At 51.0% G+C, this 19,735-nt stretch carries 20 protein-coding genes; all 20 read right to left on the reverse strand.

Features of this window, described 5'->3' with window-relative positions:
* Window positions 1-16 precede the first annotated feature (16 nt).
* Window positions 17-961 carry a glycosyltransferase gene (locus BLV48_RS01925; RefSeq protein WP_091822246.1) on the reverse strand — a complete coding sequence of 315 codons (945 nt, stop codon included), beginning with the start codon at window positions 959-961 and terminating at the stop codon, window positions 17-19.
* Entirely contained in the window at window positions 958-3,153 is a 2,196-nt protein-coding gene (locus tag BLV48_RS01930) for a glycosyltransferase (protein WP_091822248.1), read from the reverse strand. Before BLV48_RS01930 ends, BLV48_RS01925 begins: the two co-directional genes overlap by 4 nt.
* Complete coding sequence (locus BLV48_RS01935) at window positions 3,153-4,331, reverse strand: sulfotransferase (protein WP_139253867.1); 1,179 nt, start codon at window positions 4,329-4,331, stop codon at window positions 3,153-3,155. Before BLV48_RS01935 ends, BLV48_RS01930 begins: the two co-directional genes overlap by 1 nt.
* A 124-nt stretch (window positions 4,332-4,455) precedes the next feature.
* Window positions 4,456-5,346: a peptidylprolyl isomerase gene (locus tag BLV48_RS01940; RefSeq protein ID WP_091822254.1), complete on the reverse strand. Its 891-nt coding sequence runs from the start codon at window positions 5,344-5,346 to the stop codon at window positions 4,456-4,458.
* Between the two features lie 94 nt (window positions 5,347-5,440).
* Complete coding sequence (locus BLV48_RS01945; protein WP_091822256.1) at window positions 5,441-6,976, reverse strand: hypothetical protein; 1,536 nt, start codon at window positions 6,974-6,976, stop codon at window positions 5,441-5,443.
* Window positions 6,977-7,166: 190 nt separating this feature from the next.
* Complete coding sequence (locus BLV48_RS01950) at window positions 7,167-7,652, reverse strand: DUF4864 domain-containing protein (protein WP_091822259.1); 486 nt, start codon at window positions 7,650-7,652, stop codon at window positions 7,167-7,169.
* A 120-nt stretch (window positions 7,653-7,772) separates the two neighbouring features.
* Window positions 7,773-8,495, reverse strand: coding sequence for a sulfotransferase family protein (locus tag BLV48_RS01955; RefSeq protein WP_091822262.1), 723 nt, complete (start codon window positions 8,493-8,495; stop codon window positions 7,773-7,775).
* Window positions 8,489-9,208 carry a sulfotransferase family protein gene (locus BLV48_RS01960; RefSeq protein ID WP_175527545.1) on the reverse strand — a complete coding sequence of 240 codons (720 nt, stop codon included), beginning with the start codon at window positions 9,206-9,208 and terminating at the stop codon, window positions 8,489-8,491. Before BLV48_RS01960 ends, BLV48_RS01955 begins: the two co-directional genes overlap by 7 nt.
* Entirely contained in the window at window positions 9,201-10,412 is a 1,212-nt protein-coding gene (locus BLV48_RS01965; RefSeq protein WP_091822267.1) for an ABC transporter ATP-binding protein, read from the reverse strand. Before BLV48_RS01965 ends, BLV48_RS01960 begins: the two co-directional genes overlap by 8 nt.
* Window positions 10,402-11,211, reverse strand: coding sequence for an ABC transporter permease (locus BLV48_RS01970; protein WP_091822270.1), 810 nt, complete (start codon window positions 11,209-11,211; stop codon window positions 10,402-10,404). The genes BLV48_RS01965 and BLV48_RS01970 overlap by 11 nt, the downstream gene beginning before the upstream one ends.
* A 19-nt stretch (window positions 11,212-11,230) precedes the next feature.
* Window positions 11,231-13,447, reverse strand: a complete 2,217-nt coding sequence (gene gspD / locus BLV48_RS01975) for a type II secretion system secretin GspD (RefSeq protein ID WP_175527546.1) — start codon at window positions 13,445-13,447, stop codon at window positions 11,231-11,233.
* 93 nt (window positions 13,448-13,540) lie between these two features.
* Window positions 13,541-14,065 (reverse strand): hypothetical protein, encoded by a 525-nt coding sequence (locus tag BLV48_RS01980; RefSeq protein ID WP_091822275.1) that lies wholly within the window; start codon window positions 14,063-14,065, stop codon window positions 13,541-13,543.
* Window positions 14,062-14,619, reverse strand: coding sequence for a type II secretion system protein GspM (gspM, locus tag BLV48_RS01985; RefSeq protein WP_091822278.1), 558 nt, complete (start codon window positions 14,617-14,619; stop codon window positions 14,062-14,064). The genes BLV48_RS01980 and gspM overlap by 4 nt, the downstream gene beginning before the upstream one ends.
* Window positions 14,616-15,641: a PilN domain-containing protein gene (locus BLV48_RS01990; RefSeq protein WP_091822281.1), complete on the reverse strand. Its 1,026-nt coding sequence runs from the start codon at window positions 15,639-15,641 to the stop codon at window positions 14,616-14,618. The genes gspM and BLV48_RS01990 overlap by 4 nt, the downstream gene beginning before the upstream one ends.
* Before the next feature lie 8 nt (window positions 15,642-15,649).
* Window positions 15,650-16,546 carry a type II secretion system minor pseudopilin gene (locus BLV48_RS01995; protein ID WP_091822284.1) on the reverse strand — a complete coding sequence of 299 codons (897 nt, stop codon included), beginning with the start codon at window positions 16,544-16,546 and terminating at the stop codon, window positions 15,650-15,652.
* Window positions 16,543-17,151, reverse strand: coding sequence for a PulJ/GspJ family protein (locus BLV48_RS02000; RefSeq protein WP_091822287.1), 609 nt, complete (start codon window positions 17,149-17,151; stop codon window positions 16,543-16,545). Before BLV48_RS02000 ends, BLV48_RS01995 begins: the two co-directional genes overlap by 4 nt.
* Window positions 17,144-17,542: a type IV pilus modification PilV family protein gene (locus tag BLV48_RS02005; RefSeq protein WP_091822290.1), complete on the reverse strand. Its 399-nt coding sequence runs from the start codon at window positions 17,540-17,542 to the stop codon at window positions 17,144-17,146. The genes BLV48_RS02000 and BLV48_RS02005 overlap by 8 nt, the downstream gene beginning before the upstream one ends.
* Window positions 17,532-18,047 carry a prepilin-type N-terminal cleavage/methylation domain-containing protein gene (locus BLV48_RS02010; RefSeq protein WP_175527547.1) on the reverse strand — a complete coding sequence of 172 codons (516 nt, stop codon included), beginning with the start codon at window positions 18,045-18,047 and terminating at the stop codon, window positions 17,532-17,534. The genes BLV48_RS02005 and BLV48_RS02010 overlap by 11 nt, the downstream gene beginning before the upstream one ends.
* Window positions 17,986-18,411, reverse strand: coding sequence for a type II secretion system major pseudopilin GspG (gspG, locus tag BLV48_RS02015; protein ID WP_217632928.1), 426 nt, complete (start codon window positions 18,409-18,411; stop codon window positions 17,986-17,988). The genes BLV48_RS02010 and gspG overlap by 62 nt, the downstream gene beginning before the upstream one ends.
* A gap of 52 nt (window positions 18,412-18,463) precedes the next feature.
* Complete coding sequence (locus BLV48_RS02020; RefSeq protein WP_217632929.1) at window positions 18,464-19,681, reverse strand: type II secretion system F family protein; 1,218 nt, start codon at window positions 19,679-19,681, stop codon at window positions 18,464-18,466.
* Window positions 19,682-19,735: the final 54 nt, after the last annotated feature.

The following is a 19,735-nucleotide window of genomic DNA, read 5'->3' on the forward strand; positions in this document are numbered from 1 at the left end:
CATGCATACTGCACATTTATTGATTCGAATATTTATGGTTATTACGAAAAATACTCAGCATCATAAAAGGTAAAATGAGTACCAAGCACATCCGATCAAACAGTCGGCGGCGAATTTTTCCTGAATTTCTGATAAGGAATATAACTCCACGCGGACCAATTCGACGCCAAGGAACGACAAAGGGGTGCTCTCTCATTCCAATAAGATCAGCAATCAGTAAAGCCTGCTCTAACCATGCTCCTGACAGCATATTCCGTAATCGTTTGATCAGTGCCTTGACTCCACTGTTCACACCCAGCACATTGTTTTCGTGTTGCCTGTATAAAAGCCGGCTTTCTTGATCAATAAACCAGCTATAGCCATGGTAGCGGGCAAAGGCATAAATTAACCAGTCATGAAATGTTACACGCTGAATATCTGCCAGACTGGTATCTCTAAAATGAGAGCAAAAATGCTCAACCAAATGGGGCTTCAGGATGAAACTACAACCAGGTCCCGGCGATTCGAACAGATAGTCGTACTCTCTCTGCGGAGCACTCTTGTCTATAAAACGTTGTTGCCCCGTGGTGCCCCAGAAGGCTATAAAACTGGACGAATATGCATCCGCTGCCATATTTTCAAGGCAGCTAATACCTCGTTCAAGCTTATCATCTTGCCAAATGTCATCCTGATCAGCCAAGGCTATGTACTCATAGCTATGCGTACTGACTTCTCTCATCAGTCGAACAAAATTGCCACATGCACTGCCAGGTCCTGATCCCTGCAATACACGTACACGTGACTCTTTCGATTCTAACTCGGTGCAGAAAGATTCTGTATTATCGGCAGACTCATCAACACTTATATACAGGTCCAGCTGAACCCCTCTCTGCGCAAGGATGCTCTCAACTTGCTCTTCAATCCAGGGTAGCCCGTTACACACGGCCATAAGAACAGCAACACGGGGTTTATCAGCACTCATTCGTGTATCGCGCCACGTACCAGTAGACGCTTGATTCGCCGTTGTAATCTCACCGGTATCAACCTCCCAACCCTGGAGCCCCAGCGGGTACTGAGCAATGAAAGCAGTTTGTCGAATATCCAGCGCCGTCGCCCACAGCTCCGGTCAACCAACAAAGCCCGCTCCATTTGCGCTCGGATCAAATCAACAGTGACCGATGCAGTTACCGTCCCAAACGCAAGCCCGTCGGTATATGCCTGATGATAAAACGCCGTGTCTACGGATACTGCCCTTGATCTATCCACTGTTTCAGAGAGGAGCCTGGAATAGTCAGACGCTACCGAATTCCAAAACTCTACCCACGCGTTACTATCCGTATATTGTTTGAATAGATGGCTACCTGCACGGCCCGCCAGCCGCTCCGGGAATGCACCTATATCCGATGCCACAACAGGGAGTCCTGCCTCCAGTGCGAGACTTAATGTATAGCTGTACGTCTCGGCACACAGCGCAGGAAACCACACAACATGTGGAGAAATCTCTTTAATCAGCTGTATTGCATCTGACTCTGCATAAGCACCATGTGTGATCACACGCTCATTCAAAACACGGTAGGCATAGCCAAGCAAATGAAACTGAACACGTTGATCTTGTATTTCAGTTGCAACCGTTTCCAACACATCAGCTCCCTTTTCAGGACTGAGTGCTCCCAACACCAAAACCTTTAGAGGTCCTGTACCGCGTTCGGGTGGCTGCAGGTTGTTATCGAGGCGGTGGTTATCCATATGCGGCGCAATCACCCAGCTTTTCAGGTGACTGAACTCATCCAGGCTGGACAATCGTCGGTGCATATCACCACTTGGGCAAATAAGGTAGCGTGCCCGATCAAGCAGAAACAACTGATTTTCACGCCATTGCTTTGCCGTAACCCCTGTGGGTAAAGGGATATGTTCTGCACAAAGCCTGTCACGCTCAGCGTGATCTCCTACAAAAATACCGTCTTTGCCGAGCAAGGCGGGATTTCCGTTGACGATCGTGTAGTCATGCAGCGTGTAGTCCATGGAGACCGATAAATCACGCGCCACCCCCCACACGCGCGTCGGCAGGCCCAGTGTATGATGAAAATGGGCGTGACCAACACCTGCTGCAGACAGTAATTGCAGTAATTGGGGATAGTCTGCCTCTATTTCAAAATCAATGTACAGGCCTTTTGCAAACGGCTTGAGGTGCAACCGTACTGTGCCGCCGGTGATGGGTTCAAGCAGTAGGTATACAAGCTCTTGTTGCTCTGCAATCAGTTCGCGCAGATGAGTGTAAACACCGCCTCCCATGCCATGAGCAATCAAGAGCACCTTTGGCTTCCGAATTGCTGCAAGTACCTTAACGTACGCCAATAACCGCCATTCCCTTGCTGGATCTTCCGCGATAAATCGCTGAACATCGGCATTATATGCAGGGTATCGCTTTAATAGCGTCAGTAGATTTGCGTCTTTCCGAGGATTCGATTCTTCTGCGAAACTGACAGCGCCTTTGTGATAGACAAACACATTCAGGGCATGCAGATTCGTCCACCCAGCGGCAATGGCTTTTTGGCACCAGTCGTTTTCTTCCCCATAGCCACGGCCGTAGGCTTCCTCATCGAAAAGGCCCAGCAATTCGATTGCGTCACGCCGCATATACATGCAGCACCCAACACCTGTCGGGAGCTCTACACTCGTCGTTGCCGGGACCGAATCCTTGAATGCCTGATCAATCACCTCCAGAGAAAGCCCTGTTGGCAACTCATTATCCTCGCAGAAAACCGGAAAACTACACACGGTTGCGTTATTGGCCGTTGCAGTCACCGACGCGACTTGGGCGTGGCTATAAGCGGTTTGCTGCAGCCGCTCTAACCAGTCATTTGCTACTTCCACATCGCTGTTCAATAACAGCACATCGGCCTCTGGGTGGAGTTGCATACCCTTGTTGACTGTTCCGACAAACCCAAGGTTGCTGCTGTTCTCATGCAGCTCAAACCCGAGCGCCTGATGTTGATCACGTAACCATTGGGTAATCTCAGGTTCGGGCGAGCAATCATTGATAACCACAAGACGGGCCCAGCGATGATCTATGCTTTTGGCAGCCGTTACAATGGCAGCACAGGTCTCATTAAAACCGGCGTAGACCGGGATGATGACATCGACGGCCCGGTAGGAGGTTTTCAAATCGCTCATTAACTTTTTTTCCGCAAAAACAGTTTCTTATAAATACGAACAGGCAGGCGCGATTCCAGCTCTTCCAACCGTTGGCGTACTATATTCAGTTGTGCCACTTCGGCATCAAGCGATGTACAGCGCTGGACCAATGCTTCAAGCGCTTGATCACGCTGCTCAACGACATTTTGCGCATGAGTATGCAACTGGCCCAACGCTTCATGCTGCTGCCACAGATCGGCAATTTGGGTATCTCGGTTTGCCAAAATGGCAAGCGCCTGCTCATGCGCTTCGCCCAGTTGATCCAGCTGGGCGCGGCTTGACTGCAACTCCATCACCGTACGATTGTAATCTTCGTATTGTTCGGCGAGTTGACGCAACAGCGATATTGTTTCTTCGCAGGGACTCCAACGGTCAGGCTGATACAGCTCAGGGGCCTTGCTACCCATGATGGCATTGAACAGGGCTTCCGTACGCTCGCCCAGAATACCTGCCAGCTGTTGTGAGCCCGCTTTATGATGCCTTAGATCCGATTGAATCCACTCTTTTATCTGCGTTGGCTCTGGTGAGACGCTCAACCCACAGGCCCGTAAGAAATGCTCTGTGGTGGTACCGGGCGACCGCATCAATTGATCATAACTTCCCACGGCACTCATGGCAGCAGGCAGCGTTGTACAGAACAGTTGGGCACAGACTGCATGCTCAAGCCAAAGGGCATTGGCATGATCAGGCTTGATGCCATCACGTCGCAGCAAAGATGCCTGGACTTCTGCCGGATGGCGCAACAAGTGAATGGCACAGCAATCAGCTCCTTCGAGCGCAAACACTTTTTGCCAAAACGGTGCCAACAGGCAAAGCCGCGGGTCCTTGATTGCAACCAAAGACCGGCCGCTGAGCAGTTTCCTGGCAAAAGACCGAGCCTGATCAAACAATGGACCGGCCAGCTCAGGCGCTTCACACACAGCAGACAAGGCATCCGCTGCTACAGGTGTGAACCACTTCAGCTCAGCATGAGCCAGCAGCGCTTCATTCAGTCGCACCAACTCACGGTGCTCCCAAAAGCCTTTATCGTTGACCCCTGCTTCTGCCTCAAGCAGATCATCACCAAAATACACGCCAGCAGATGCGATCGCACCGGACAGTGCTGATGTACCGCTACGATGCATGCCAAGAATGAATAGCGCCCTGGGGGTTTGCACGGGTCAATACCTGAGGCCGAAAACGTTGGGAAGAGTATACACGAGGCGTGTAAAGGACAAAAATAAGAGGGGTCGCCCCCTCTTGAATATGAAGAAAACGCGAGTACTGGAACTACCGCCTATTCTAGCGGGTTTTGGCAGGTTGCAGGTTGTAAAATTCAATCAATTCCTGCATGTCCATCCCTGACGTGTAGTTGTCCATGATATCACGTTCACTTTCCTGAATCGAGGTCTGGATATAGTTGTTGCGAATCGACTGAATTAATTGATCCTTAACTTCATCAAATTCCAATTGGCGCGCAGGTAGCCGTTTATCCAACTGAATCAGGTGCAGGCCAAAACGTGTTTCGACTATCCCGCTCAATTCACCTGGTTCATTGAGTGCAAAAACCGCATCTTCAAACGGCTTGACCATTCGGCCACGAGCAAAGGTCCCTAAATCGCCTCCTTTGGCAACGGAGCCGTTGTCTTCGGAGTACTCAACAGCCAGCTTATCAAACTCAGTCTCGCCGCTCGCTATTCGTTCACGAATGGACTCAAGCAGCGCCATTTTCTCCTGCTTTTCAGCTTCATCCTTGAATGTAAGCAGAATATGGCGCGCCTGCACCTGCTCCGGCTTCGTGAATCGGTCTTTTTCCGCCCGATACTGTTCTCGTGCCAACGGTGTAAAATCAGGTATTTCGAGATCTGCTCTCAATTTCTCACGCAGAAGCGCAACCAGCGCATTCTCATAGGCAATGCGAACAGCATTTGCAACCTTGGGATCACTTGCAAGACCCTCTTTTTCCGCCGCAATTGCCACTGCCCGTCGCATATCCAGCTGGTCTATAAAGTTGCCCAACAAAAGAGGCTGGTCCATCAGGCGATTAACGTCATTTTCAGGCAGTGACGCCAGCTCCTGTTTCACATCCTCATTATTGAGTGGAGCCGACTTCCCAATCACCAGATCTGCGAATACAGGCAAAGACACGCCCAACAGCAAAGGCAAACAGGCCAGTTTAAGCTTTGTATTCATATTACTCCTTGATCAGTTTGCATCGATAATACGGCCACTAAAAAAGGGGCCGAAGCCCCTTTTTAGTCTCAAACTAACTTAGTTAGTTCAATTATTACAGCGACTCGTCACGGGTGTAACCGTGGTTAGCGGAGAAGCCGTAGTTCAGGATGCCTTCAGAACCTACACCGTTCTCCAGAGTAGTTGCACTGAAGCCAGTTACAGGGTAACCATCCAGAGTGATGTTGCCATCAGTCAGCGTACGAGAGTCGTTGAAGATCATGTTCATCCAACCGCTCTGGAAGCCATCAGCCGCAACGTTCACACCTACAGCGCCGTGAGCACCGAACAGGTTGCTGTTATCGAAGGTTACAATCTGAGTTTCCTTACACAGGCTCTGAGAGTCTGCTACGGAAGCCGGAGAGAAGCCCGGGTTATCAACTGAAGCTTCAGCTTCTTCGCGGTTGAAGTAAGTGAAGTCAACACCTACTTCAGCACAAGCAGCAACACTGCCGTCAGTAGACTGCTGGAAGGTTTTGTTGAACGGAGCAACAGCTGCGTCGTCACCTACCTGGTGGCTGTAAGCAGGATAGTAGCTAACAGGATCCACTACGTTTGCCAGCGGGTTACGCTCGTCTACGTAGTAATGCTTGGTCGGGAAGGTAACAACCCAGTCAGTTTTGGCTTCGTTAAACGGGTTAACAGAGTACTGGTTAACAATGCTCTTACGCATCAGCAGTGCGGATACTGCATCAACGTTCTGGCTGCTGCTGGTGGCGTCAAAAGTTGCCATAGCGGTAGAGCCAGTAACTTCGCTCAGCCAGTAAGCTTCTGCAGGAACAACATCGTGCAGGCCAGGTGCCTGAGTTGACGGCAGAACTACCAGGTTATCAGTAGAAGAAGCCGGGTTGTAGAAATCAGCCAGCACTGTCGGCTCAGAGGTAATCTGCTTACCGCTGTTTACGTTCTGGAAGGTTACAGAACCTTTCAGCGCGTTGATCGGAGCCACGAACTGATCACGAGCAGTGGTGATATCGTTGATCATCAGATCACGAACCACATCACAGTCACGCGGAGTGCCGTTTACATGCTTGGCATAGTAAGCGATGGAGTCATCAACCTGAGTCTGAGTACCGCCGATGATGCGACCCATTGAGATCACTTCGATGTGACCTTCGGTGGTACGCTCCAGACCGGTACGACCTGTATCGGCATTGCCATCTACAAAGTCAGCATTGGTGAAGTCAACACCCGGCACATTGAACTCAGCGCTAGGAGTCAGCTTACCAACAGTACAGCTGGTGTCAAAAGTCTGAACGCGCGCGCCGCCCTGAGCGGTTTTAACGATGGAAGCGTTCCACACATCGTACGGAGACAGCACTACGTTAAAGTCACGAGCATCACGGCTGTTCTCGGATTCACGGAAGCGAATCTTGAAAGCAACTGTATCAGCTGTGGTGTTAGTGATGTTGATGTTAGTGTTGTAGCCGTTATTCACGGTGTAGTAGGGGAACAACAGCACTTCACCAATACCGTCGTTGCTGATGCTCACTGCCTGTGCATTAGCGGCCACCAGCGCACCCATTGCCAGACCGACAGCGGCAGCAACAGGCTTGGACACGAATGCCGTTTTATTGATCGTTTTCTTCATTGCAAAATTCCTTTAATCATCTATGACGGAATCGATCTTGCTAAATATTGCTCAACACCTGACCTGCAATCAAGTGCCAGTACGCAATCCCATAATAACACCGGCTTTTTACACAAGACAAGAGCAGATTCGTTTTATATACCCTGTCTCATCCAGCTTGCCGGATCGAACTCCACACGGTTGTGGCGGTTCACAGACTCTTACTGTACCACCACTTGCCATCAACGAGTTGCCAGCGCTCTTGAATCGGCTGAACACCATCAATCGGCTGGCCATCTGTTGTTAATGACCGGTAACCAATCATCACACGAACTTCGGCAATATCACCCTGTATTTCTACGCTTTGCGTGCTGGCATTCACCCAACGTACATGGCGACCAAAGCGGTTCTGAAAGGCCTTTTTCGAATACACCGCGCGGTAACCCGGTGTTTCGTATTCATATGCCTGGTCAAAATCACCGGCTATCAGTGCGTGCCAACGCTGCTCTGCACGCTCAGCCAAACGATTTTCCGCAGTTGGCAGCTTCAAGCTTGCACAGCCACTGACGACAAGCGCCAGCATCAGCATTGACAACCACTGGAGCGGGGCCTTGACCACCATGGCCGCATGCTGACAAAACTGATTTTCAGTGTCAACGTGCTTTGGCGCTTTTTCACCCAAACGATGACTCAACACGTTTTTAACTCCTTCCACTTTAGGCATAAAACATGACTTTTTCGTTACAGCCGACTGCCTGAAACAGGCACGTGCTGCCTGTCCAAGTTAGAGCCAGGAACATCATTTAAGTTCAATGACCTATACAGAACTTGGGCCATAGCCTGACAGCCAGTCACTCAGATCTTTTTGCAGATATAGCTGCAGAGACTGAACAGGCTCGCGGTACAGCGCCCACAATACTGGCTTTAAACTTTCACGCAGCGGATAGCCTGGCCCCGCGAACACTCGCTCCTGCACTTGCGACTCGGCCTTAGCGGGCAGGTCCAACTGCAAAAAATCACAGACATCCTGCAAGACAAGGTACGGATGACGCTGTATATCCTGGTAGAAAATCGTTTTAACCGCCTCTTCGCCAAATATGCCGCGCCAGCGGCGTAACGTACTTTCGTACGCGCCGCGCGCGCGTGATCCCCGCGAGTTGAAATGATCGATGAACCACTGATCGCTCACCTCATCAATTTCAAGCTCTGCCCTCTTCAGGGCCATCAATGCCGATGACCATGCACGCTCGATCGGGTTACGCAGTATAAAAATAATCTTCAAATTCGGATACAGCTGTTGTATCTGTTTAACCGTCGCGTCACACAGCATTGCGTAAGCTGGTGTCATATCGCCTTCTATGCGGGTTGCATCGGTTGAAAACAGTGACTGGTACCATTTCAATGGCTCAGAAACATGACGCGCATTCCAGTAATGCACTTCCTTACCACCGGGAAAACCGACCTGTTCAATACGATTCAGCTGCTCATACAACCAGGTGGTACCCGACTTTTGCGCCCCAATACACATAAAGGTCAACATGGATAGCCATACCTTTGCAGTGCAGGCCTGACTGACTCAAGCTCCAGCCTGTTCATAGCGTCATGTTGCTGCTGCTCCCGACCTGAAGCGCTCACGAGCGACTCATCTGCCCTGCTCCAGTCCAAATCCAGCCGCAGCTGCTCACATACTTGCCGGACCTGGGACAGTGGCGAAGTACAAAACGCCTCGTACTGCAGCCAGGCATATTGTCCTGGGTGCTGGCGCCCAATATCGCTTGCCGCCATATTGGTTGCTGCCCAAAACTCCAGCACTGCCTGCTCACGCGAGCCGGCCAACTGAGGCCAAAAATGGCCATGCAGCTCAAACTGACGCTGGTTTGACGAAAACGCCATGGATGCCCCATTGCGTACAAGGTGCAGGAACTTGATATCCGGTCTTACTGCATACAGCAAATCAAGCAGCAGCATTGCGCGCGGATTTTTCACCACGCATATTGCGCTGTTGCAGCCGACAAGATGATCGCCCAAGGCTTGCGCATAGGCTTCACTGAACTCAGCCACCAACTCGGAAACTTGATCAGCCTTGCGACCAAGCCAACGGTCTACCCAGATGTCAAGCAAACGGGCGACAGGCATGGAATCAAGTGATTCGTTCAGCTCACTGCCTGCATAACAGCCCAGCTGCTGAAGAAATCTGACCACGGCACGGGTACCCGACCCACCGGAGCCACCTATAAGAAGAAGCTCAGACATCGTGGACAATCCTGCCATGCAAGTTAACACCACCCAAAAAACATTTGTGCGAGTCGCTTACGGTAAAACCACAGATACCCACATGCTTGTCCAGCAAGTAATTAATTGTATCCGTCTTGGTGTTTTCCAGCCGAACGGTGAACGAGTATGAGCCTTCGGCAAGGTGCAGGGGTATTTCAAACTCGGCGCTCACACAACCATCCTGCGTTTGTCGTAAAAACTCTGTACGCGCCTTTAAGCCATAAATATTATAGCCCCGCGCGTCTCGCAATATCAGGATGATGGCTGGAGTGAGTTTTAGCTCATGCAGCTTGCATACGATCTTGACGCGGATGGTATCTCCGGTCGCAAAGCTTCTTTCAGCTTCGTGCCCCAGGACTTCAACCGAAAGGATTTCACCCTCTTTGGAGGCAAAACGGGCCTTGGCTTCTTCATCCGCTGTCCAGCTGAGCGTTTCCTGTGCATTTTCACGATCCTGTCGCATAAGGTGCAAGTAACGCTCAGTCACGACCTCCGGCTCACCTCTGGAAATGATTTCGCCTTGATGCAGGCATATGGCTGAGGTGCAGTAATTCCGTATCAGTTGCATATCGTGCGATGCCAACAGAATACTGGTTCCAGATGCGATCAACTCCTCAAGCCGCTCCAGGCATTTTGCCTGAAAACCCACATCACCGACCGAAAGCGCTTCATCCACAATTAACACATCGGGTTTGAGTGCAGTTGATACCGAGAATGCCAGTCGAACAAACATACCCGACGAGTATGTTTTCACGGGTTTTTCTATGTAGTTGCCAAGCCCCGAGAATCGAATGATATCGTCTATGCTGTCTTTAATCTGTGGCCGCGGTATGCCATAGGTGCTCGACATCAGGTAGATGTTTTCGATACCCGTGAGCTCAGGATCAACACCAGCACCCAGCTCAAGCAACGCCGTCAGGCGACCATCAATTTCGATCGTGCCTGAACTGGGTCTCAAGGTGCCGGCTATCATCTGCAAAAGCGTGGACTTACCTGCCCCATTCGGCCCTATAACCCCCAGTATTTGCCCTCTGCCCAGTTCAAGACTGATATTTTTAATCACCTCAACCTGACTGGCGGCATCAACCCCAAAAAGCAACTCCTTCAGGCGCTCATGAGGGCTTTCCCAGGCACGGTAATGCTTACAGACATTATCAACCTTGAGTACGGCATCAGAGCACATCGGCAAAACCTCCTTTCAGCCGCTGAAACCAGTAAAAACCCAGGTAAAACACCACGAGGCCATACAGGTTCATCAACACAAACGCTTTCAGCAGGTTATAGCTTGTATCAAACAGAAAGGCCCGCAACGACTCAATCAAGATGGCGATGGGGTTCAGAAACTGTATCGACCGCACGATCTCGGCAGCCGAATCGAGTGGGTAAAACACGGGTGAAAGGAACATCAATGCCGAAACCACAACACCCACAACATGCACCAAGTCTCTTATGTACACCGACAGCGATGAAATAAACCAAGACGCGCCGATCAAAAAGAGTGCGAATGGAAGTACAAAGGGCAGATACAGCAGTATACGCAGACTGACTGAGCCCGTCTGGAACCACACAAACACCAGCAGTACCAACAGATTTGCCAGAAAGAACACGAGTGCTGTCAGTGTGTTGGACACATTGAGCATCTCCAGCGGAAATACGACCTTCTTGACCAGGTTTGTGTTCATCATCACCAACTGTGGTGACTGGTTAATGACTTCAGCAAAGAGCGTGAACACAATCATGCCCGAGAACAGAAACAGTGGAAAACTGATCTCCGAATCAGCGGTCGATATCCATTTCAGAGGCATCACATATATAAAGACGAAGCTGAAGACACCAATCATCAGCAGCGGCAGCATGAAAGGCCATAAAAGCCCAATCCAAGAACCACGGTAGCGTGACACAATAGTGTGACTGACCGAGGCCCTGATCAGGCCTGTATTGGTCAAGATCAGGCGCCAAGGCCTAAGCAAAAAAGCGAGCATAGATATCCCTGCAACGGATTTATTCAGACTGTGAACGACTCAAATGGTCTTGCGGCGGCTCGCTTAACAAGTCCATACCTCGCAGGCGCAATCTCATTTCACGGCTGATATCTCGTGTATCCTGTTCGTTAGCCAACACCCGCGGAGTAAGCACAATCAGCAGCTCGGTTCGTTTACCGGTGTTAGCTGTTTTTCCGAAAAAACCGCCCAAAAACGGAATCTTATGCAACCCCGGAACACCGGTCTCTGCCAGAGACTTGTTTTCACGAATAAGACCACCCAGCACAACCGACTCGCCGGAACGCACTGCCACTCGGCTTGTAATATTACGCTCGTTAAAAGTACGTTGGCCGGTTACAGTATCAGCAGACCCCACATCGGTTACTGACTGCTCAACATCCATCGTTACCAGCCCGCCTGCATTGACTGAGGGTGTCACTGACAATTTCACCCCTGTGTCCTTGTACTCAACACGTGTGGACAGCACATTGCCATCACTGTTGACCGACTCCCCCGAGCGGATCGGCTGTTGATCACCCACCTGGATACTGGCCGTATGATTGTCCAACACCATAACCGATGGCGTTGAAATCACATTCAGCAAAGATTCCTGTGCCAGTGCGTTCAATACCGCCTTGATGTTGCCGGCTGAGTTGGAAATAGCATAAGAGAAGCCAGGCGCAATGGCTTTCAGTGGATTGTCCGAAACCGCAAGCTGCCCCAAACCGGAGTTGCCACTGCCCAAGTTATCCTTGAATACCCATTCCACTCCGTATTCAAGATCATCCGTCAGCGTAACCTCAAGAATACTGGCCTCGATCAGTACCTGAGCCGGAATCACGTCCAGCTTCTTAAGTGCTGACTCAACTTTCTTGTACTCTTTGCCATTGGCATAAATCAACAGCGCGTTGTTTTGCTCGTCGGCCACTACACTCATATTGCCCAGTTCAATACTGGTTGGCGCCTGGCTTTTTCCGGCCGAACTGGATGAACCGCCTCCCTGAGTGGTCGTGGTATTCGACCCTGATACACGTTCCTGTGTCAGCCCGGGTGCTACTCCACCGTTACCGCCCTGCGTCGACGACGTAGAGCTGAATCCATCGCCACCGTAAACGCGGCTAAGCAGATCCGCCAAGTGCCCTGCTGATGCGTTCTGTATCGGGTAGACATAGAGTTTGCGTTCGGTTGCTGCATCAGGCGCTCTATCGAGGCGCGTAATCCAGGTACGTACTGTTTCGAGGTATTTAACCCGAGGAGTGACAACCAGCAGGCTGTTCAGACGCTCAATGGGAATCACCTTTACCACAGCACCAAGCCCGGTTGCTGCACTCGTTAATGCTCCCCCCTTGTCATCTGAACCTGACGCATTGCCTGAGGGCACTGATGACGACCCACCCAACAACTCTGAAAGCGCAATCTCAATATCGGTTACATTGCTGTTTTCAAGCGGGAAAATCCCGACTGACATCCCCGCCAGCATATCAATGTCGAAGGTGGAGACCATATCCATCCAGCCATCCACCTGGTTGCGCGTGCCGGCCATCATTAAGAGGTTTCGGGCGTTATCAACACGGACAAAGGCTTCTTCAGGCGCCAGAGGTCGCAGTATATCCGCCATGGCATTGGCTGAAATGTATTGCAGAGGAATTACATTGATACTGTAGCCAGCCCCTTTACTGTTAGGGTTTCCCACACTCGGCAGCATCTGGGTAACACGACCCGATGCGCTGACAAACAGGCGGTCATCTGCATCACGCACCATTACTGCATTGTTGGCTTGCAGCAGCGACTCAAGGATTTGCAGCAACTGATCCTGTGGCACCGGTGTTCGGGTACGGAAGGTTACTTCACCCTCAATGGGGTGCTCAATAACGTAGTCCAATTCAAGGATGTCACCCAAAATGGCATGAACAACATCTGATAACGGTGCACGTTCAAAATTGATTGACACCGCTTCACCATACAGTTTGATAGGTTCACGCTCAGCCGGGGCTTTATGAAGCCTGTCAGTTCCCTTGAAAACAACAGGCTCTCTCAGCTGATCTGACTGATCTTCACTCTTGTTTTCTGTGGCCGATTCCTGATTGCGCAGATTCTGGACCAGTGCGAAGGCATCCTGGTTTTCTCGCACCTGGTCAGATGCCTGATCGAGCGCCGTACGCGTGGGGCTTTTTGTTGTCGCACAACCTGCTGCCATAATGGAAAGCAGCAATACAAAACCTGCCCGGCGCATCATGTTCGGGGCTGATATCCCGTCGGCCCTTGCCTTGACATTCGGGCATACAGTGAATCTTTTTTTATGCGCTGCTTGCATATTTTTCACGCTTATTCAGTTATTGGGTTGCTGACTGAAATTCACTTTCGGGTACTGAATTTCCATGCGGTAACGCTCACTGGCACTCACAAACTCAGCTGAACGTTCATTCAATGTGTCAAGCGTCCACCCCTCAAGGGTGTCTTGTTGGTTTAGCCTTATTCTTTTGTCTTTGTGCAACAGAATGACGCCGGGGTGCTGCCCGCCAGCATAGATGCCAAGCAACTGTGTATCCTTGAAAACCTTTTCACCGGGATCAGGCTGTTTTTCGGGCTGTTTTTCGGGTTCGACAACAACCGGAGGCTCATATGGACGGCGCTCACTCCAAAAAAGAGGTCTTTCCATGAGCTCGTTCAATACGATTGGTGTGCTGCCCTGCTCCTTGACTCTGACCACTTCAAATGCAGAGGATGAAAACTCTCTTGGCTCCGGGGGCGCAATCGTATTAAGCCTGATTGAGCCATAAGCCAGTTGAATCGCGCATATCACCAACAGTGCCGCCAGTGCCAGGTTCAAGTAACCTACTCGAGCCATCATCATCCTCCCTCCTTGTACACAAACAGTCTTGCATTGACTGTCAGTACCTGAGTCTTTTCGCCACGAAGCCGTGGCACAGGCTCTATTCGGAGGTGGTCGACCAAAATACGTGGACGCACATTTTTCAGCCCTTGCAGGGCCGCTTCAAAGGACTCGAAGCTACCACTTACGTTTAGATCAAGCATCAGCTGTGTTAGTGTTTCAGTAGGCTTCGATGACAAGATCTGACTTCCCGTTACATGCATACCCGCATCAGCAAATATTGATCTTGCCGTTTTCTGCAAATCAGAGTTTAGGGCAGCCTCGTCCTGACCGGCTGGATAGGTATATTCGGACAGCTCCAGCCCTGCCTCCTCTGCTGAAGCCTTAATATTTTCATGCGCCATCAAGAGCCCTTGCAACTGAGCGATACGCGGTTGCATGCTTTCAATCTCAGCCTGGTAGCGCTGATAACGGTCATACATGTTGAAGGCAACTATCAACAACAAAACAACTATTAACAGAATTATCCCAGCCAGCAGTCGAGCAGCCCTGGACCCCGCAAACATCCGAATCATGCGCCACCTCTCTGAGGCAACCTGATATCAAGCGTAAACTGTTCTTTGCCTGATGCCCTGTTGATACTTATGGCCGCTGGTGCCGTGACACGCTCATATGCCTCATCTGCATTCAAATCCTGCATGAGTTCAGCAGCACGATCCGCTTGCCCGGTAATTCTTATGGTTACCGGAGTCATTTCTACAAGTTTCAGGAAAACATCATCAGGAAGGCTTCTTGTCAGGTGCTCTAACTGCTGCAATGGGTCAAGACTGCTCGCTGGCAATGTTTTGATATTGTTTATCAAATTATTATTGGCCACCAACTGTTCACGCAGCCTGACTGACTCCTCTGCCTCTTCATTTACAGCAAGAAACTGGCTGCGCACGGCTTGCATTTCAAGCAGTTTAAAGCCTGCCGGCAACATTGAGCACAGCATCAGCAATAGAGTTATTGCAGCAGATTTCCCCAGGAGCCAGGCTATTTTTTTCTTTTGCCGCCTTATGCGCTGGTGCTCCAGATACCCTGAAATCTCGATGTATCCAGTACCATGAGCACACCATATCTCATACTCGGCAGGCACCCCTTTCAAGTTACTCTGGAAAAATGCATGGTGAACAAGCTGGGTGGATGTTATTGCAAGTACCAATTCTACCTGGCCTTCTCCGCGTTTAGTGATACGCCACCCATAACGGGTTTCATCAGCCGGGAAGGGGCTGTTGGACAACACATCCAGGCTGACAATATCGTATAGATTGGCTTCAGCCACTGCAGGGATGACCAGTTCCCTGATCAAGTATTGTTCCGGCGGAAGAAGAAGTGCTGTTGCTTTGCTCCGGGCAGCAGTTACGGGATCGTCCTGCCGGATGAACATTTCCTTACCATCAACGGTAACCAGTTTGACTACTTCACAGATATAAGGATGGAAGAAGCGGTTCTTTTCAAAAAAGAGCTCCTCCCACGCCAGCTTCCAGGATACAGGGGAAACCACCTGACGCAGGTCATATCCGAGAAAGCTCCACGGGTTTTTAGCGTCTGACATATCCATCCTTAATTAGCTGGAGTTCCCGGTTGACTCACACGCACTATGGGCTCAGTTCTGAAAAACCGCCATGGTAGCTGATCAAGCCCTTTCTGACCATATTCAGCCCATCGCACGCGCCGGAAAACCAGCCCATCTGCAAACTTGATCAGAACCTCTATGCGATAGATTGGTTCATTTGATGAGCCCACCAATTCCGGCTTTACTGAGGGCTGCACCGCCCCCGCCCCCGGTTCACGCTGTGCCTGTTGCCAATGATCCATCAGTGATTCATCACCGCCAGCCAGAATACGTAATACCTCAGGAGGGGCGCTCATTATATTCACTTCGGGATGCCAACCACTATTTACCGCCAGCGCAGGCAAGACTTTATCAAATAAAGAGCGACTCACTCCTTTAACCAGCAACAGGTCTTCTGGAGCCTCAAATCGACCGTAACGAAGATCAGGATCAGCCACCTCCTGCTCAGATTTTTGTCCACGCCACTTAATAATTGTACTGGCCAACACTGCAGCTGCTTGTGACTCCAGCTCACCCAGCTCAACGAATAGCTCAACAAGCAATGGCTCGGTTGCCCAGTTCAAATCCACATAACCGGATGCACCACGGACATTTGCGATCAGTTGAACTTGAGCCTGTTCATCTCCCCACTCAAATACAGAAGGCACAGGCTCACCACTGCGGCGCATCTCCAACATCGCCTGCATTGCCCGTTGCGCAGCTCCATCACCCAACGCCTCGGCTTGCGCCTGGCGAAGATAAAGTTGCGAGAGGCGAATATCCAGCTTGGCCTCCCCCATAAGTCCGGTGACAAGGAGTGACATCGCTGCTATGAACCAAAGCAGCATCACGAGTGCAACGCCCGCTTGCTGATTCGGCATGCCAAGCCTGCCCTGTCTGGTCATTGCCTCAACATCCCGTTATCCAGCCTGATAACAGTTTCGGGCCAATACTTGCCCCTTACCTTCAGGTTCAAGCGTACAAGTTTGGGACTGAAATACCCCATTGCCCACTCCGATTGCCACTCCGTGGCGGGTTCGAGGTCAGCCAAATAGGAAATATTGATCGACTCGACACTGCGCAACAGCGGATAGACTTCGATGCCATCCCATTGCGGTGGCTCGCTCGCTGAGCGAAAAGCCACCATCTGGAGACCAAGTACTTCATCCTGCAAGGCAAGACGGAAGAAGTACACTCCACCGCTTCCGGCCCCCGTTACCAGCGGAGCTATCCAGACCAACTGCTCCTCATTGCCGTAGAAAAAAGTGTTATAGATCCCTTTTTCTTCAACAAAGGCCGTTACCGGGATGGCTTTGCCCACCAAGCTGCGCAACAGGCTGGTAGCCTGCCTCATCTCGTCGAGGCGGTCTGTATGCTGTTCAATTCGAGATTGCGACTCACCAAACGTACGCATGGCCGTAAGTGTGGCCAACATGATCATTGAAAAGATGACCAGCGATACCAGCATCTCGATAATTGTAAAGCCGCGATAGTTTGAGCGCCTATCCATCCAATCGACCTGCCACAACCGACTCCAGCACGATAGAGCGCTTTTTACCGGTATCGCTCCACTGAACCTGAACGCGCAGATCCTGCAGTTGCTTTGCTGGCAATGCCTTATTGCTTTCAGTCTGGATACTCTGCGCCCGCACTTCCCATATGAAGCCGCCTTCCGTTTCACCCTGTTGAGTACTGTCCGGCTCAACCAGCGTGTTAAGAGCAACAAGAGATCGCGCAAGCTCTACTGCATAGACATATTTTTCATCCGTACCGACCGCTCGCATCGCACCACCCACTGCGTGGTACAAGGCCCCCAGGGACATGGCCAGCAGCACGATGGATACCAACATTTCGAGGAGCGTGAACCCCGACACTTGCCTTCTTGCAACACTAGAGCGCATATTTTTCCTGGACGACCCGGCCAAGTAACCAGTCAACCTTGAGATCCACACCTGTCCCACGCTGATTACGGATACTCACGGTTCCTCCTGATGAGGTGCCGTCTGGATAAAAACGAATAACGGCTTTACCTGGATACAGCACATTCATTTCCCGTGCACTGAGCACTTCCAGGGCCACTTTGTCAGGATATTCAACCTTATCGCGCCCTGACTCCAGCGTAAGCCCCTGAACATCGATCAGGACATCCTGCACTGTTCCATGTGCAACGGCTCGATAACGAGCAGACGTCAGCGCCACCAGCGAATCTCTCACTGCGCTGCGATACAGACTTGAGTCATACAATCTTGCAGTAGCAGGCACAGCAGCGCCTATGACCAAGCCTATCATGGAAAACACAACAAGCAGCTCAAGTAGCGTAAAACCTGCCTGAGAGCGCTGCCTGCTACTTCCAGTTATGGATGTCGGCGCTGTCACCTTCACCACCCGGCTTGCCATCTTCTCCATAGCTGAGGATATCCACATCTGCGTGCTCACCCGGACTTTTATAAAGGTAACCACGTCCCCATGGGTCTACAGGAACCGTTCCCTTCAGGTAGGGTCCATTCCAGCCCGCCGCGTTTGATGGTTGGCTTTGAAGCGCCTCCAGTCCCTCTTCCGTTGTAGGAAAGCGCCCCACATCAAGCTTGAACATTTCAAGCCCCTGCTCAAGATCCTTGATTTGAACGTGTGCAGTTTTGCTTTTTGCACTATCCAGTCGATTCAACAGGTTAGGACCCACCAAGCCCGCCAGAAGCCCAAGAATTGCAAGTACGACCAGAATTTCAATCAAGGTCATACCCGTTTGTCTAGCCATCATTTTGTATTTCATTTACGTCCACTTATACCTTGAGTTCAACCTGTGAAACTGACAACCACAACAGTCACATGGCCAAATCGTTCACTGACAGAATTCCCATCAATATGGAGATAATGATAAGGGCTATTCCGCCACCCATAAAGAGAATAAGTACAGGCTCAAGCAGTGTCAGCCCTCGCTTCACCCCTGCCTGAACTTCAGCGTCATACACTTTCGCCAACTCCAGCATCATCTCGCCCAATTGACCGGATTCCTCCCCCACTCGCACCATCTGAACAACCATGGGAGAGAATCCGCCATTCTCCTGCAGGACTGCCGACATCCTGCGGCCCGATTTGACGGCCGGCGCCAACACTTCAAACAGATGCCTGATATGTACATTACCAACGGTGTTCACGGCTATATTCAATGACTGCAGGAGTGACACCCCACTCCCCTGCAAAGTTCCCAATGTGCGCGCAAAGCGGGCAACTTCGTATTTGAACAGCACTCCGCCAGCAAAGGGAAGGCGCAACAGAAGCCGGTCCAGCCAGCGCTTACCTCCCGGCTGCCCAACCCACCTGCGCAGAAGCCAAAAACCAGGCACAACAACCATCAGGACCAGCCACCACCAATTCTGTACCCATTCGCCAGTCACTATAACCGCACGCGTCATTCCCGGCAGCGCATCCCCCATATCAGCGAATAGAGTTTCAAACTGAGGCACCACGAATCCAAGCATCACAACCACTGACAAAACAGCAACCAGCGCAAGGATTGCAGGGTAAATCAACGCCGAGACAACGGTGCCGCGCACCTGCTTCGACTGCTCAAGATGCTCAGCAAGGCGTGCAAGCACTTGACTGACCTGGCCACTTGCCTCACCGGCACGAACCATATTTATATAGAAGCTACCGAACAGCCGCTCATGCTGCTGCAATGCCGTGCTTAGAGGCTTACCGCCCTTCACTGTATCCAATAGATACTGCAACAACTCGGTATAGCGCTGCTTTGCGCTCATCTCGAGCAAAATCTTCAAGGCACGATCTATAGGCAGACCGGCTCGCATCAATACAGCCAGCTCTGAAGTCAATGCAATCACATCCGACCGACCGACCGGTGCTTTGGAAACACGCCCGGACCTGTGACGGACAAATACTTTCGAAGGAGCCTGCGTATCGTTTTGCTCGTCTTTCTCCGAGATTTTAAGAGGCGTCAACCCTTTTGCTCGCAGCTGTATCAGCACAGATTCTCGGTTTGCAGCCTGAATACCCCCCTCTTCTATGGGTCCATTTTTACTCACTGCCTTGTATCTGTACTCAGGCATCACTCATACTCACACAATCGCCGTTTCACC

The sequence above is a fragment of the Marinobacterium iners DSM 11526 genome, assembly GCF_900107855.1.
Classification (GTDB): Bacteria; Pseudomonadota; Gammaproteobacteria; order Pseudomonadales; family Balneatricaceae; genus Marinobacterium; species Marinobacterium iners.

What these genes read in the sequence shown, in the direction of transcription:
- BLV48_RS01945 (WP_091822256.1), bottom strand. Translation starts at nt 6,976, where the DNA reads ATGAAGAAAACGATCAATAAAACGGCATTCGTGTCCAAGCCTGTTGCT.
- BLV48_RS01970 (WP_091822270.1), bottom strand. Translation starts at nt 11,211, where the DNA reads ATGCTCGCTTTTTTGCTTAGGCCTTGGCGCCTGATCTTGACCAATACA.
- BLV48_RS01960 (WP_175527545.1), bottom strand. Translation starts at nt 9,208, where the DNA reads ATGTCTGAGCTTCTTCTTATAGGTGGCTCCGGTGGGTCGGGTACCCGT.
- gspG (WP_217632928.1), bottom strand. Translation starts at nt 18,411, where the DNA reads ATGAAATACAAAATGATGGCTAGACAAACGGGTATGACCTTGATTGAA.
- BLV48_RS01980 (WP_091822275.1), bottom strand. Translation starts at nt 14,065, where the DNA reads ATGATGATGGCTCGAGTAGGTTACTTGAACCTGGCACTGGCGGCACTG.
- BLV48_RS01925 (WP_091822246.1), bottom strand. Translation starts at nt 961, where the DNA reads ATGAGTGCTGATAAACCCCGTGTTGCTGTTCTTATGGCCGTGTGTAAC.
- BLV48_RS02005 (WP_091822290.1), bottom strand. Translation starts at nt 17,542, where the DNA reads ATGCGCTCTAGTGTTGCAAGAAGGCAAGTGTCGGGGTTCACGCTCCTC.
- gspD (WP_175527546.1), bottom strand. Translation starts at nt 13,447, where the DNA reads ATGATGCGCCGGGCAGGTTTTGTATTGCTGCTTTCCATTATGGCAGCA.
- gspM (WP_091822278.1), bottom strand. Translation starts at nt 14,619, where the DNA reads ATGATTCGGATGTTTGCGGGGTCCAGGGCTGCTCGACTGCTGGCTGGG.
- BLV48_RS01965 (WP_091822267.1), bottom strand. Translation starts at nt 10,412, where the DNA reads ATGTGCTCTGATGCCGTACTCAAGGTTGATAATGTCTGTAAGCATTAC.
- BLV48_RS01990 (WP_091822281.1), bottom strand. Translation starts at nt 15,641, where the DNA reads ATGTCAGACGCTAAAAACCCGTGGAGCTTTCTCGGATATGACCTGCGT.
- BLV48_RS01995 (WP_091822284.1), bottom strand. Translation starts at nt 16,546, where the DNA reads ATGACCAGACAGGGCAGGCTTGGCATGCCGAATCAGCAAGCGGGCGTT.
- BLV48_RS01940 (WP_091822254.1), bottom strand. Translation starts at nt 5,346, where the DNA reads ATGAATACAAAGCTTAAACTGGCCTGTTTGCCTTTGCTGTTGGGCGTG.
- BLV48_RS01955 (WP_091822262.1), bottom strand. Translation starts at nt 8,495, where the DNA reads ATGTTGACCTTTATGTGTATTGGGGCGCAAAAGTCGGGTACCACCTGG.
- BLV48_RS01930 (WP_091822248.1), bottom strand. Translation starts at nt 3,153, where the DNA reads ATGAGCGATTTGAAAACCTCCTACCGGGCCGTCGATGTCATCATCCCG.
- BLV48_RS02010 (WP_175527547.1), bottom strand. Translation starts at nt 18,047, where the DNA reads ATGGAGAAGATGGCAAGCCGGGTGGTGAAGGTGACAGCGCCGACATCC.
- BLV48_RS02000 (WP_091822287.1), bottom strand. Translation starts at nt 17,151, where the DNA reads ATGGATAGGCGCTCAAACTATCGCGGCTTTACAATTATCGAGATGCTG.